The organism is Acidocella sp. MX-AZ02 (assembly GCF_000306035.1).
In the GTDB taxonomy this organism is placed as follows: Bacteria; Pseudomonadota; Alphaproteobacteria; order Acetobacterales; family Acetobacteraceae; genus Acidocella; species Acidocella facilis.
The window spans coordinates 754,266-769,293 of sequence record NZ_JH976208.1; the positions used below are offsets into that span (position 1 = coordinate 754,266).

Annotated in this window: 5 protein-coding genes, 1 pseudogene and 1 riboswitch; of the genes and pseudogenes, 1 reads left to right on the forward strand and 5 read right to left on the reverse strand. The window is 58.0% G+C overall.

All coding sequences use genetic code 11. The features are described 5' to 3' along the window. Positions 1 to 22 precede the first annotated feature (22 nt). The 5 genes from glgB to MXAZACID_RS11925 all read right to left on the reverse strand — a co-directional run bounded on the left by glgB (position 23) and on the right by MXAZACID_RS11925 (position 11,304). Positions 23 to 2,140 carry a 1,4-alpha-glucan branching protein GlgB gene (gene glgB, locus MXAZACID_RS11905; RefSeq protein WP_371137077.1) on the reverse strand — a complete coding sequence of 706 codons (2,118 nt, stop codon included), beginning with the start codon at positions 2,138 to 2,140 and terminating at the stop codon, positions 23 to 25. Further along, on the reverse strand, positions 2,133 to 5,402 hold the full coding sequence (treS, locus tag MXAZACID_RS11910) for a maltose alpha-D-glucosyltransferase (RefSeq protein WP_039885214.1): 3,270 nt from the start codon (positions 5,400 to 5,402) through the stop codon (positions 2,133 to 2,135). The genes glgB and treS overlap by 8 nt, the downstream gene beginning before the upstream one ends. Positions 5,403 to 5,413: 11 nt before the next feature. Continuing rightward, positions 5,414 to 8,296, reverse strand: a complete 2,883-nt coding sequence (locus MXAZACID_RS11915; protein WP_240376629.1) for an alpha-1,4-glucan--maltose-1-phosphate maltosyltransferase — start codon at positions 8,294 to 8,296, stop codon at positions 5,414 to 5,416. Between the two features lie 519 nt (positions 8,297 to 8,815). Then, positions 8,816 to 10,636 (reverse strand): phosphomethylpyrimidine synthase ThiC, encoded by a 1,821-nt coding sequence (gene thiC, locus MXAZACID_RS11920; RefSeq protein ID WP_039885215.1) that lies wholly within the window; start codon positions 10,634 to 10,636, stop codon positions 8,816 to 8,818. A gap of 40 nt (positions 10,637 to 10,676) precedes the next feature. Beyond that, positions 10,677 to 10,798: riboswitch (TPP riboswitch) on the reverse strand. A gap of 41 nt (positions 10,799 to 10,839) precedes the next feature. Next, positions 10,840 to 11,304 (reverse strand): Lrp/AsnC family transcriptional regulator, encoded by a 465-nt coding sequence (locus MXAZACID_RS11925; RefSeq protein WP_008494625.1) that lies wholly within the window; start codon positions 11,302 to 11,304, stop codon positions 10,840 to 10,842. Between the two features lie 99 nt (positions 11,305 to 11,403). On the opposite strand from MXAZACID_RS11925, the pseudogene putA reads away from it, so the two are divergent. Further along, positions 11,404 to 14,977: pseudogene (gene putA / locus MXAZACID_RS11930) on the forward strand (bifunctional proline dehydrogenase/L-glutamate gamma-semialdehyde dehydrogenase PutA). Positions 14,978 to 15,028: the final 51 nt, after the last annotated feature.

Consider the following 15,028-nt stretch of genomic DNA (forward strand, 5'->3'; position numbering starts at 1 on the left):
TTTGCATCGTCCAAGGCATGGTCTAGAGCTCCCGCAGATAGAGTACGCCGAGTGGCGGCAGAGACAGGGACAAGGAGGCCGGTTGGCCATGAGAAGGATGCGGCTCGCTCTCGCGCACACCGCAATGGCCGACACCGGAGCCGCCAAATTCCATCGCATCGGAATTCAAAATCTCTTCCCACCGTCCTTCCGGTATACCGACGCGATAATTATGGCGCGGCAAGGGGGTGAAGTTGCTGAGCACCAGAACCCGTTTCCCGTCCGGCGCGCCCTGGCGCAGAAATGCATAGACGCTCTGCCCGGCATCATCCTCGATCACCCAGCGAAACCCGTCCGACGTGAAATCACGCTGATACAACGCCGGATTTTTCGCCAGCGTTGTATTGAGCCGCCGAACCAGCCCCTGCACTCCGGCATGCGGTGCATATTGCAGCAAGTGCCAGGGCAATTCGGCATTATGGTTCCATTCGGTAGGTTGGCCAAACTCGCAACCCATGAACAAAAGCGTCTTGCCTGGATGCGCCCACATGAAGGCAAGGTAGGCGCGCAGATTGGCGAAGCGCTGCCATTCATCGCCCGGCATTTTGCCAAGCAGCGAACCTTTGCCATGCACTACCTCATCATGCGAAATTGGCAGAACAAACCGCTCTGAGAACGCATACACCAAGCCGAAGGTCAGCTGCCCATGATGGTAGGCCCGATGGATCGGATTTTCCTGCACGTAATGCAGGCTGTCATGCATCCACCCCATATTCCATTTATGCGTAAAGCCTAGCCCACCTTCGGCCACCGGACGGCTGACTCCAGGCCAAGCGGTGGACTCCTCTGCAATCAGCAACGCACCGGGCACCCGCGCCGCGATCGTCTCTGATAGCTCCTTTAAAAATGACACAGCTTCGAGGTTTTCCCGGCCGCCATGGATGTTAGGCACCCATTGCCCTTCAGCGCGCGAATAATCACGATACAGCATGGAGGCGACAGCATCCACCCGCAGCCCGTCCACCCCATATTGTTCCAACCAAAATAACGCGCTGGCAATCAAGAATTGCTTCACCTCGGTGCGGCCAAGATTGTAAATCAGCGTATTCCAATCCTGATGGAAACCTTCCCGTGGGTCCTGATGCTCATAGAGGTGGGTGCCATCAAACATCGCCAGCCCGTGCTCGTCGGATGGAAAATGCGCCGGAACCCAGTCCAGGATCACACCCAAACCTGCCTCGTGACAGGCACCGACAAAGCGTGCAAATGCGTCCGGTGTACCCATGTTAGGCATCGGCGCGAATTGACTGAGAGGCTGATACCCCCAGGACCCACCAAACGGGTGGGCCATAACGGGCAAAAGTTCAATATGCGTAAAACCAAGATCTTTCGCGTAGGGTACAAGCCGCTCCGCCAACTCGTCCCAATCGTAACTCGCACCATTGTGATGACGCATCCAAGAGGGCGCGTGTACCTCATAGATGGAGAGTGGCGCATCATCGGGAAGAGGCGCGCGCCGCAGCACGGCCGGCAGTTGTGCCGCCACAACCGACGCCGTCGCCGGTGGCAATTCCGCTTGTCGAGCCACCGGATCGGCTTTTAAGGGCAGCAAGCCATGCGGCCCGAGAATTTCATATTTATACAAACTACCCGCCGGTAGGCACGGTATGAAAATTTCCCACACACCACCATCGCGCCGGCGCATGGCGTGGCGTCGCCCGTCCCAGCCATTGAAGCCGCCAACCACGGAAACGCGTCGCGCATTCGGCGCCCAAACCGAGAATCGCACGCCCGGGACTCCGTCAATTTCCAGTATCCGCGCGCCGAGGCAATCTGCCAGCAGATGCTGCCTCCCTTCGCTAAGCAAGAAAAGATCGAAGTCGGACAACAAAGTTCCAAAGCTGTAGGGATCCTCGAACTCCTCGCTAACCCCCCCCCAATCGACCCGTAGACGGTAGGCGGTTGGCGCATCAACCCGTGCCTCCCACACGCCCTGCTCAAGATGCTGTGCTTCGGCGAACGACACGCCGGTAGGTCCTATCAATTCCACGCGGCTGGCATACGGCAACAACATACGAACAATCGTTCCGTGAGGCCCAAGCAACGCAAACGGATCGCCATGCCGCCCTTCTGCCAAAGCTTGAAGCGCCGGATCAAGCATCATGTTCTTCCCGCACTAAAATCCGTGATGCAATAGCGGCGAGACCACGTATCGGAATTCCGGTCCAACTTGGTCGGTTAGCAGCCTCGTAGCAGATCTCATAAGCTGCCTTCTCGACCAAGAAAAGTTGAAGAAGTTCGTCCTGCCTTTGTTGCCTTGTTTCTGTGTATGCCCCGCTGAACTCAGCGCGCATCGTCTCACAGAAGCGATGTAGCGGAGCTTCGGCCTGGGCCTTTTCCAGGGTCTTCTGTCCTTGTTGAGCGACAGCAATGGCGTAATCGAAACTGCGTAGCAGCCCGGCCACATCGCGAGCCGGTGCGCTCTTCGCGCGCCGCTCTGCTAGAGGTTTTGACGGTTCGCCTTCAAAATCGATGATCCAGGCGTCACCCCTATTGACGAGCACTTGCCCTAAATGAAAATCGCCATGGACGCGCGTTGCCAATGTTCCTTCGCCCGTCAATGCAAGGCTTGGCAGCAATTTTTGTAGATCGCCCGAGCAGTCCCGTAGAAACCTTGCTGACCTCGCCGTCTGCTCATCAGAATATTCTTTCAGCTTCTCGATTGCTGCCAAAGCAGCCTCAAACTGTTTGAACGCAGCCTCGCCCCATTTCTTAGCCTCGTTACGCGACACGGTCACTGGATGGAAGGATTTGTCTGCGCACGGTCGGGCTAAGACCTCGTGTAGCTCTGCTAATCTAGTACCGAGGGCGCGGGCGAAGCTCGCGTAGGCATTCATGAGATCTGCTTCATCCTCGGAATTACGGCCGCCAATGCCTATCTGATCGATAAACCGATCAAGATAATTCAATGTATATTGCCAGGCATCACCTTGATTCTCTTGAAATGACTGTGCCACGACAATTGAATGCACCTCACCATCAGGTTTGGTCATCATAATTTCCCCTAACAGCGAAGGCGTATTGGCAAAGCCTTGTTTGGTCAAATGTCGCATCATTTCGACTTCAGGATTGATGCCAGAGTTCACTCGTCGTATCAATTTAACAACGATTTTCTGTGCGAGGGTCAATGAGCTGTTGGACTGTTCTGCGGAAAGGCGGCGGATTTCCGGCTCTGCGGGTAGCTCGATTGCGGCAAGCGGCGCCTCAGGGCGGGAAACGATAGTAGCTCCATCAGCGACCTGGACAGTCTGTCCAGCGCGGAGTGCGCGCACCATCAAGGCCGGAAAAGAATCTAACGCGAATGCATCCGTAAGATAGCCGAGCCGGCGCCCCTGGCGCACGCGCGCCAATGCCAATTGTGAAGGCAATGGTGCATTTGTCTCCCCGTCCCAAGAAATTCCTAACGGCAGATTGAACCGTTGCAAATGGCCCCGCACTTCCACTTCGACTTCAGTGAGCAAAACGTCTTGCAAATGCTCGGAAATGAGCTGCATTCGTGTTAAGCGTACTTCGGAAATGTCCTGGTCCTTGGCCGGGAACCAACGCCTACGGACTAAGTAGGAGGGAAGAATGTCGGTTTCCAAAATTCGCCTTGCAGGCGCCGTGGCGATTTCATTCACGTCTTTGCGGATGACAAGTGTCGTCAATTCTGGCAGTGGTGTGGAAGGCTTAATATGCCAGGGCGGTAAGGCCTCTTCCGTGGTGAGCGCAAACCAGTAAAATCCAAACGGTGGTAACGTCAGAAGATAAGTTAGTTGGCCAATAGCTGGAAACCCAGAACCGCCAATCAGGTCCACGGGCACAAGTCCTTCGAGTGCAGACAGATCCAGCTCCACCGCTTGCGCCGTGCGTGATAAGTTATAAACGCAGAGGATTTTTTCCTCGTCTCCAGACTCGTTGGTGAAGCGGCGTAGAAATGCAAGAATTCTACGGTTGGCAGGGTAAAGAAATTGCTGTATCCCGCGACCGAAAGATTTGTGTCTTTTGCGTACGGTCAGCATCCTCCGCATCCAATTCAACAGCGAATATTGATCTGCCGATTGGCGTTCGACATTAATAGCATCGAAGCCGCTGATTGCATCCATGACAGCTGGAAGTACGAGATCTGCAGGATTTGCACGCGAAAAGCCTCCATTTCTATCGGGTGACCATTGCATAGGAGTGCGTACCCCATCTCTGTCGCCAAGATGAATATTGTCGCCCATGCCGATTTCATCACCGTAATAGATGACGGGCGTGCCGGGCATCGAGAGCAAGAGCCCGTTCATCAATTCAATGCGTCGACGATCATGATCCATTAATGGCGCCAGGCGTCGACGTATGCCGAGATTGATGCGGGCGCGCTTGTCGGCAGCGTAAGTGTTCCAGAGATAATCACGCTCCGAGTCCGTTACCATTTCTAGCGTCAGTTCGTCGTGATTGCGAAGGAAAATCGCCCACTGGCAAGATGCCGGAATTTCTGGTGTTTGCCTCATAATATCTGTTATTGGAAAACGATCTTCTTGTGCGATCGCCATGTACATTCGAGGCATCAAGGGAAAATGGAAAGACATGTGGCATTCGTCGCCATCTCCAAAATATTGCTGGGCATCTTCTGGCCATTGATTGGCTTCTGCGAGCAACATGCGGCCCGGTGCGTGAGCGTCCAACGCTGCGCGGATCTGACGTAAAACTGCATGGGTTTCGGGCAAATTTTCATTGTTCGTGCCGTCGCGTTCAATCAGATAAGGTACTGCATCCAGGCGCAAGCCATCTACTCCAAGGTCAAGCCAGAAGCGCATGACCTTTAAAACTTCTTTTACAACCTGTGGATTGTCGAAATTTAAATCAGGCTGATGATGATAAAAGCGGTGCCAATAGAATGCATTAGCGGTTTCGTCCCATGTCCAGTTACTCTTTTCTGAATCGATGAAAATAATACGTGTTTGCTCATATTTTTTGTCGCTATCAGACCAGACATAAAAATTTCTATGGGCAGATCCCGGCCTAGCCAAACGTGCGCGCTGAAACCACGGATGCTGGTCAGACGTATGATTGATCACGAGCTCGGTTACGACACGCATCTCGCGCTTATGCGCTTCTTGGATGAATGCTTTGACGTCGGCAATTGATCCATATTCGGGGTGTACATCACGATAATCGGCGATGTCATAACCGTCGTCACGGCGCGGCGAGGGGTAAAATGGAAGCAGCCAAATTGTGTTAACACCCAGACTAGCGATATAATCCAGCTTCAGAATAAGTCCACGAAAATCTCCAACACCATCGTTGTTGGCGTCAAAAAATGATTTCACGTGTAACTGGTATATAATGGCATCCTTATACCATTGTGGATCAGCGGCTGTAGAGCGAAGCGGATTCATGTTTCGGTCCTCTATGGCTGTAGGCGCCAGATGCTGTATGGCAACTCGTGCGGATCTAAACGGATATTCTGATGTTTTCCATGCCAGAAAAAGCTGCTGGATCGAGTCAAGTCCTCAACGACGACGACGCCATCATCCGGAAGTCCAACTCGCCAAAGCGGAATTTCAATCAATGTCTCCTGTACCTGGTGCGGATCCAAGCTAATCACAACAAGAATAAAACTAACATCCTCTGAATACCGTCTCATATAAAGAATGTTTTCATTTTCGCAGTGCAGAAACTCGATCCCGAGATGAGATTGCAATGCCGTTGTCTCCCGGCGGATCATATTCAAAGTCGTGATTTCAGAAATGATATTGCCAGCCTTGGCGTAATCCCAAGCTTTTATTTCATATTTTTCAGAATTGAGGTATTCTTCTTTTCCAGGAACTGGTGCAGCTTCGCATAATTCAAAGCCATTATAGACACCGAATAGGCCCGACAAAGTAGCTGCCAACGCAGCGCGGATAAGAAACCCTCCGCGTCCACTGCGCTGCAGGAAGATCGGATTGATATCCGGCGTATTCACAAAAAAAAGTGGCCGGAAAAAATTTTTGGCCGGCCCATGGGCTAATTCTCCCATGTAGGAAATCAACTCTTGTTTTTCGTTGCGCCATGTAAAGTAGGTATATGACTGGGAAAAACCGAGCTTGGCGAGACGATACATCAATTTTGGGCGAGTAAATGCTTCAGCTAGAAATATTGTGTCCGGATGTCTGCTGCGGATGTCGGCAATCATCCACTCCCAAAAAGGTAGAGGTTTGGTATGAGGATTATCGACACGGAAATAGCGTATACCCTGATCGACCCAGAACTGCACAATATCGCGCAGAGCTAGCCAAAGGTCTGGAATAGAACCAGGAGCGTAGAAATCGACATTGACTATGTCTTCGTATTTTTTTGGCGGATTTTCTGCATAACGTAGTGAGCCATCTGGCCGCCAGTCGAACCACTCCTTGCGCGTTTTTAACCAGGGATGGTCTGGGGAACATTGGATCGCGAAATCCAATGCGATTGATAACCCGTGCTTATCCGCCACAGCGATTAAGTTTTTAAATTCAGCTAACGTACCCAGTTCTGGATGCAACGCGTCATGCCCGCCAGTTTCATCACCAATAGCGTAAGGGCTTCCGGGGTCACTAGCTTGCGCCTGAAGACTATTATTTGGCCCTTTTCGGTTTGTTTTTCCTATTGGATGAATGGGCGGGAAATAAACCACATCGAAGCCCATCGCGGCTATACGTGGAAGTTGCGAGATTACATCTGTAAAGGTGCCGTGGCGTGTTACGTCTCCACTCTGGCTGCGAGGAAATATTTCATACCAACTGGCAAAACGCGCCCCGGCCTGTTCGCAGTCGAGTTTCATAATTGAAGAGACTGAAAGGAATCTGCGAGGTAATGCGACTTGGATTGTACTCTCGAACTCCGGATTCAAAAGGCATTCTTGTAAATTTAATTGATCAAGCCCTTTGCACCGAGCTGCGATTGAATTGAGCCTGGTATCCGCGGCAGCGGCTTCGTCAACCAACGCAAGTCCTTCACGCAGTTCAAGCGTCACGTTTTGTCGAGCGGCAATTTTTTTCCTCAATCCGTCGGTTAATGTTGCAAAACGATCAAACCAAGCCTGTACGAAATATTCATATTGCCCGAGCCTTTCTAACGGAAAGGAAGCTTGCCAAGAGTCATTGCCGCTATGGTTCATTGCTAAGCTATGCCAAGCTTCGTTAGGCCCCGCACGATAAACCAGTTCCGCGGCGATCTTATCATGGCCATCAGTGATCAAATCAGCGCTGACCTTGACCAATTCTCCAATAATTCGCCGCGTCGGAAAGCGGCCTTGATCAACGCTAGGTGCGAGTGATTCAATAGCGATGCGCGGTGCGTTGGTGTTCAATATGGGTGCGCGGACATGCGAAAAGCTAAGCGCTTGACGGATAAAGTGCGCTACTTCACCCGGTGCTAAAGTGATGTTACCCGAGGCGGTTACGCCAACTCCAGTGCTATCCTGAAGCAGGGCGCAGTCTAGGTATGGAAGAATGTGGGCCGCGGGCATTGCCGCCGCACGATCCAGAGATTGATTGACTCCAATCACGAGATCACCGCGCCGCAAAAGCGCTGGCGTTCCTCCGGGGGCAGAAATAAGCCGTGCCGCACGCCGCGTTGACATCGGATCAAGTTTACAACGGAGTTCCAAGAGGTCTTTAGTTTCATTAAGAAAATCTGGATCGCCTTGAAACAAGAATGTGCGATCCACTGCCCAGCCTGGGGCAAATAATGCTGAAAACCGCAATGCACGCCGGGCTGCCGCGCCGTTCCAATCACGGGATCCAGGGGGTGAAGCGTGGGCAAGAGCCGAGGCGATCGATTCTATTCTGTTTGTATCCTGATTTAACCAGCCCGAGGAGAAATCCCAATAGCATGAGGAGGAGTTCGCGAAGGCAAACTCGCCTGCTTCATAAGATTTCAGCTCCTGCGGCGAGGCGCCGAAGCAATCCGCGATGAAAATCACATTTTTATTATATGTCTTGATGTCTTTCAAGCACATATTGACGGTCGCAGCTGATAACCGTGACAGCGCCTCTACGTAAAATCCTCCAACGCCCTCTTCTAGCCAACCCAGCATCCTGGCGGCTTCGGTATCCTGCGCTCGCATAATTGGAACGAGGCCTGTTTTGAGCACGCTATTGATCAGCGCACCGTTGTCAATAAGGGCGTGCGTGAATCCTAGGTCATATGCAATCTCGAAATCGCCTTGTTGACCAGAACAGAAGAGAGAAAACGGCCTGGAGCTTGCGGTGCTCACTTCCGAAAGATCTAAGGAAGATAATATAGGCTTTACGTCATGGCTATCCATCGCACCACTCCTTGCCGGCATTGTTCTCGCCTTTCTTGGAAAAGGCAGTGTGCGATCCGAACAGATCGCTCAGAAAGCCTGATTAAAAGCCAGTGGAGTCAGAAATTGGAGGTGTGGGATAAGGTTCAATACTGGTTACCGACTTTCAATGCAGATAGAAGAAAGCTTGTATTTGGCTTCTATCGTTCCTTCGGGAGGAGGGGTGCAAGCCTGTGCATTCGATGTCATATCAATTTCGCCTGCGTTAACGCTGGAATGGCGAGTGAGGCGATCAACCTGGTTTCTGAGGTTTAACTTTGGTCGTTCGGCGATTTAGTGTCTTGCCTCCCTCGTGGTCTGCAGACTCGACGAGCATAGCATGTCTAGGTCGCCAGGATCTTTTTTGCTTCGCGAACAACGCCATGCCCTGTATTTCTTGTCGACGGCGCCGTTATGGTGATTCGCGGCGCTGCGGGGGCTCGTCACTGGCAGGGCAGGAAGGGGGCGGAGGCGTTGCTATCTGCTCCCGCCCGGCATTCGTCATCCTTTGTCTTTGGCTGTCACATAAAGCGCGCCGCCAGCCTCGGTGAAGGCGGCGCGCATTGCTTCCATCCCCTCCTGGCGTTGCGCCTCGGCGCGGATATCCTGGCTGATCTTCATGGAGCAGAATTTCGGCCCGCACATTGAGCAGAAATGCGCACTCTTATGCGCCTCCTTCGGCAGCGTCTCATCGTGAAAGGCTCGTGCTGTATCCGGATCCAGACCGAGATTGAACTGATCCTCCCAGCGGAATTCGAAACGCGCCCGCGAAATCGCGTCATCACGCAGCCGCGCCGCCGGATGGCCCTTCGCCAGGTCCGCCGCATGGGCCGCCAGCTTGTAGGTAATCACCCCAGTTTTCACATCTTCCCGGTTCGGCAGGCCGAGATGCTCCTTGGGCGTGACATAGCAGAGCATGGCGGTGCCGAACCAGCCGATCATCGCGGCGCCGATCGCCGAGGTGATATGATCATAGCCGGGCGCGATGTCCGTGGTCAGCGGACCCAGCGTATAGAATGGCGCCTCGCCGCAGGTGGCAAGCTGCTTCTCCATATTGGCTTTGATCTTATGCATCGGCACATGGCCGGGGCCTTCCACCATCACCTGGCAGCCTTTCGCCCAGGCCCTGCGCGTCAGCTCGCCCAGCGTCTCCAGCTCGGCAAACTGTGCCGCGTCATTCGCATCCGCGTTCGAGCCAGGGCGCAGCCCGTCACCCAGCGAGAACGACACGTCGTAGCGGCGCATGATGTCGCAAATTTCGTCGAAATGCTCGTAAAGGAAACTTTCCCGGTGATGTGCCAGGCACCATTGCGCCATGATCGAACCGCCACGTGAGACGATGCCGGTGACGCGCCGTGCCGTCAGCGGCACATGCGCCAGCCGCACCCCGGCATGGATGGTGAAATAATCCACCCCTTGCTCAGCCTGTTCGATCAGCGTATCGCGATACAGCACCCAATCCAGCTTCGCCGCATCGCCGCCTACTTTTTCCAGCGCCTGATAAAGCGGCACCGTGCCGATCGGCACGGGTGAATTCCGTAGAATCCAGCTTCGGATATTGTGAATATTCCGGCCGGTGGAGAGATCCATCACCGTATCCGCGCCCCAGCGGATCGCCCAGACCAGCTTCTCCACCTCCGCCGCCGCATCGGAGGTCACCGCCGAATTGCCGATATTCGCGTTGATCTTCACCAGGAAATTGCGGCCGATGACCATCGGCTCCAGCTCCGGATGGTTGATATTGGCCGGCAGAATGGCCCGCCCGGCGGCGATTTCCGCGCACACGAATTCAGGTGTGACGAATTCCGGCAAGGCGGCGCCGAAGCTCTCGCCATCCGCCACCCTCGCCTGCGCCTGCTCATGCGCGGCTGCCCGGCCGAGATTTTCCCGGTGCGCGGCATAGATCATCTCCTCGGTGACGATGCCGGCGCGGGCGAATTCATATTGCGTCACCAGCGCCGTCTCATCGCCTATCCGCACGTCATGCGCCGCGGGGCAGGGGGCCACGAGCGTCTCCGCGCTGGCATGGCCATTATCCTCAGGCTTCACCGGCCGGCCTGCATAGGCGCGTAAACCGCGTTTGCTCAGCCAAGCATTACGCAATTTCGGCAATCCATCCTCAAGCGAGAGGGGCTCAGCCGGGTCGGTGTAGGCGCCGGACGTGTCATAAAGCTGCAGCGGCGGTTCCTGCGCGCTGGCGTGCAGTGCCACCTCTCGGAACGGAACCGCGATGTCAGGATGTCCCGGTGCTGGGGAATAGATCTTGCGCGATCCTGCAATCGGCCCAGTGGTTACGCTGAGGGTCTTGGTCTCGATATCCACGGCACGTCTCCCTTTGTAGCGGAGCACGGGTGCATGGATTCACGAATTCATCCCCCGTCCCTCCGCCGATGTTAATCGGATCAGGTTCAAAGGGTCCGCGGCGGTGGGCAAAAGCCCCTGGCCACATCTCAGCTCTCTCGCAGAGCCCCCCTCGGTGCGGGCAAGGGAGCACCCGCACGGCAAGGTTGTCAAGCCTGCCTGGCTCAGCGTTCCTTCACGGTTTCCATCGCCACGTAGGTGGAGCTGGAGGCGACGAAGGGCAGCGCCGAGATCGCTTCGCCCAGCACCGCGCGGTAGCGCTGAATATCGGCGGTCCGCACTTTCAGCAGATAATCGAAGGGTCCGGCGATCATATGGCATTCCTCCACCTCGGGGATGCGCCGCACCGCCGCGTTGAACTGGCTTAGCGCCGCCTCGCGCGTGTCGGAGAGCTTGATCTCGGTGAAGGCGATATGGGTGAGGCCGAGCCGGGCACTGTCCAGCACCGCGCGGAATCCGGTGATCACGCCGCTTTCTTGCAGCTTTTTCAGCCGCGCCTGACAGGGGGTTTTGGAGAGGCCGACCTGCTCCGCCAGGGCGGTGACGCTCATCCGCCCGTCGCGGGAGAGCAAAGCGAGGAGCTTGTGGTCGAACTCATCTAAATTGGCTATAGAAACGGGATTTTGCATAAATATTGCCTAAAAATATAAAGAAAATAAGTCATAAAAGCATTTCTAACTGTCATTATAAGGCAAATCGCCTTGGCTGCGAATGCTAAGCCGTGAAACATGATCCACGCCCCGCTTTTCGCCGCTTTCGCCCCGCCCATCGGCCCGCAAACCGCCTTGCGCCAGGCCATCACCGCCTTCTATCGCCGCGCCGAGCCGGACTGTATGGCGCCACTGCTCGCCGCCGCCACGCTGGCGCCGGAGGACCGCGCCGCCATCGCGCAAACCGCCAGCGCCCTGGTCACCCGCCTGCGGGCGCAAAAACCCGCCAGCCCGATGGCGGCCTTGATGCAGGATTACGCCCTCTCCAGCGAGGAAGGCATTGCGCTGATGTGCCTGGCCGAGGCGCTGCTGCGCATCCCCGACGCCCCCACCCGTGACGCGCTGATCCGCGACAAGCTCGCCGGCGGCGATTGGGGCGCGCATCTGGGGGCTGAGAAAAGCCTGTTCGTCAACGCGGCCTCCTGGGGGCTGGCGCTCACCGGCCGGCTGGTGGCGCCGCACCCCGAGGCCAGCCTGGGTGCAGCCCTCACCCGCCTGGTGGGGCGCGCCGGCGAACCGCTGATCCGCGCCGCGATGGACCGCGCCATGCGCCATCTGGGGGCCGCTTTCGTCAGCGGCCAGACCATCCAGGAGGCGCTCGCCCATGGCCGCCCGTTTGCGGCGAAGGGCTTTCGCTACAGCTATGACATGCTGGGCGAGGCGGCGCTGACAGCGCAGGACGCCACCCGCTATTTCGCCGATTATGAGGCCGCGATCCACGCCATCGGCCAGGCGGCTTCGGGCAAGGGCGTTATTGCCGGGCCGGGCATCTCGATCAAACTCTCGGCCCTGCATCCGCGCTATGGCCGCGCCCAGGCCGGGCGGGGTGATGGCGGAGCTGCTGCCGCGCCTGCGCGCTCTGGCGCTGCTTTCGAAGCGCTACGATATCGGGCTGAACATCGATGCCGAGGAAGCCGACCGGCTGGAGCTTTCGCTCGACCTGCTGGAGGCGCTGGCGCTGGACCCGGCGCTGGCGGGCTGGCAGGGGCTGGGCTTCGTCATCCAGGCCTATGGCAAGCGCTGCCCCTCCGTGATCGCCTGGCTGGTCGATCTGGCACGCCGCGCCAGGCGCCGGCTGATGGTGCGGCTGGTCAAGGGCGCTTACTGGGATGCCGAGATCAAGCGTGCCCAGCAGGACGGTCTGGCGGATTTCCCGGTCTATACCCGCAAGCTGCATACCGATGTCGCCTATATCGCCTGCGCGCGCGCTTTGCTCGCCGCGCCGGATGCGATCTTCCCGCAATTCGCCACGCATAATGCGCAGACTCTGGCGACCATCCATCATCTCGCCGGGCCGGATTTTCATGAGGGGCAGTACGAGTTCCAGTGCCTGCACGGCATGGGCGAGCCGCTTTATGAGCAAATGGTGGGGAGCCGCCCGTGCCGGATCTATGCGCCTGTTGGCACCCATGAAACGCTGCTGGCCTATCTGGTGCGCCGGCTGCTGGAAAACGGCGCGAACTCCTCCTTCGTCAACCGCATCGCCGATCCGGCGGTGCCGGTTGCGGCCCTGGTGGCCGACCCGGCGGAGATTCTGGCCGCATCGCCCATTCCCGGTGCGCCGCACGAGAAAATCGCAGCCCCCGCCGCGCTCTATCCTGATCGTCGGAATTCCGCGGGGATCGATCTCAGCGACGAAACCACCCTCGCCAGCCTCTCCGCCGCTTTGCAGGCAAGTGTCGCCACGCGCTGGCAGGCCGCCCCGGCGCAAGGCGGCAGCGCGCCCCGCCTGGTGCTGAACCCGGCCGATCTCAACGACATCGTCGGTGAGGTCCGCGACGCCACGCCCGCGCAAATCCCCGACGCCATGCGCGTCGCCGCCGCCGCAAGCTGGCACGCTGAACCCGTCGCCACCCGCGCCGCCGCGCTGGAGCGTGCGGCTGATCTGCTGGAGGCGCGCTCCGCGCCGCTGCTTGGCCTGATCATCCGCGAGGCCGGCAAAACCATGCCCAACGCCATCGCCGAAATCCGCGAGGCGGTGGATTTTCTGCGCTATTACGCCGTGCGGGCCCGCGCCACGCTGCAGGACGGCCAGGCCCCGCTCGGCCCGGTGGTCTGCATCAGCCCGTGGAATTTCCCGCTGGCCATCTTTACCGGCCAGATCGCGGCAGCTTTGGCGGCAGGCAATGTTGTGCTGGCCAAGCCGGCCGAGGAAACCCCGTTGATCGCCGCCCAGGCGGTGGCGATTCTGCACGAGGCCGGCATTCCCCCCGAGGCCTTGCAGCTCCTGCCCGGCGACGGCGCCATCGGGGCTGCCCTGGTCGCCGCCCCCGAAACGCAAGCGGTGATGTTCACCGGCTCCACCGAAGTGGCGCGGCTGATCCAGGCGCAGCTCGCCGGGCGCCTCACCGCAACCGGCCAGACCATCCCACTGATCGCCGAAACCGGTGGCCAGAACGCGATGATCGTCGATTCCACCGCTTTGCCCGAGCAGGTGGTGGCGGATGTGCTGCTCTCTGGCTTTGACAGCGCCGGCCAGCGCTGCTCGGCGCTGCGTGTGCTGTGCCTGCAAGAGGAAGCAGCGGATCGCATCCTCACCATGCTGAAAGGCGCGATGGCGGAGCTGCGCCTGGGCCGGCCGGACGCGCTGGCGGTGGATATCGGCCCGGTGATCTCGGCTGAGGCGAAGGCCGGTATCGAAGCCCATATCGCAGCGCTACGAAAATCCGGCGCGCCGGTCACCCGGCTTGCCGCACCGGCAGGGCAGGGGCATTTCGTCGCGCCTACTTTGATCGAGGTCGACCATATCGCCCAGCTTGAGCGCGAAGTGTTCGGCCCAGTGCTGCATGTGCTGCGCTATCGCCGTGCCGCGCTTCCGGACCTGATCAGCGCCATCAACGCCACCGGCTACGGCCTCACCTTCGGGCTGCATACCCGTCTCGCCGCGACCGAGGCGGCGGTGACGTCGCGGATCAAGGCCGGCAATCTCTACGTCAATCGCAACATGGTCGGCGCCGTGGTGGGCGTGCAGCCTTTCGGAGGGCGCGGGCTTTCGGGCACCGGGCCGAAAGCCGGCGGGCCGCTTTATCTCAGTCGCCTGGTGCGCGCGCCCGCTTTGCCGCCCTTCCACGCGCCTGCCCCCGCGCCGTTGCTGGACTTCATCGCCTGGGCGGATGCGGCGGGCGAGGATGAGGCCGCCGCCTTGGCCCGGCTCTACGCCGCATCCCCACTCCCCGGCGTAATGCTGGACCTGCCCGGCCCGGTGGGGGAGCGTAACCGCTACGCGCTGCATCCGCGCGGCGCGCTGCTGCTGCGGCCAGCCACGCTGAACGGGCTCTACGCGCAGATCATCGCCTGCCTCGCCACCGGCAATCGCGGCTGTGTGGAGGGCATGGCGCTGCCGGCTCTGCCGCCCGCGCTGGCGCAGCATTTCACCGCGCGCGCGGATGAGGTGGCTGCGGTGCTGGCCGAGGCGGGAAATGTGCAGGCTGTGGCAAAGGAGATCGCAAACCGGCCGGGGGCTGTGCTGCCGGTGCATGCGCTGCGCGGTGATCAGGCGTTGCCGTATCGGCCAGAGTTTCTGGTGGAGGAGGTTTCGCTGTCCATCAATCTGGCAGCGGCCGGGGGGAATGCGAGTTTGATGATGCTCTGACAAAAAACGGAGCGCTCCGATTGGGGCGCCCCGCTATTGCGAGGGGATTAA

What these genes read in the sequence shown, in the direction of transcription:
- glgB (WP_371137077.1), bottom strand. Translation starts at nt 2,140, where the DNA reads ATGCTTGATCCGGCGCTTCAAGCTTTGGCAGAAGGGCGGCATGGCGAT.
- treS (WP_039885214.1), bottom strand. Translation starts at nt 5,402, where the DNA reads ATGAATCCGCTTCGCTCTACAGCCGCTGATCCACAATGGTATAAGGAT.
- MXAZACID_RS11915 (WP_240376629.1), bottom strand. Translation starts at nt 8,296, where the DNA reads ATGGATAGCCATGACGTAAAGCCTATATTATCTTCCTTAGATCTTTCG.
- MXAZACID_RS11925 (WP_008494625.1), bottom strand. Translation starts at nt 11,304, where the DNA reads ATGCAAAATCCCGTTTCTATAGCCAATTTAGATGAGTTCGACCACAAG.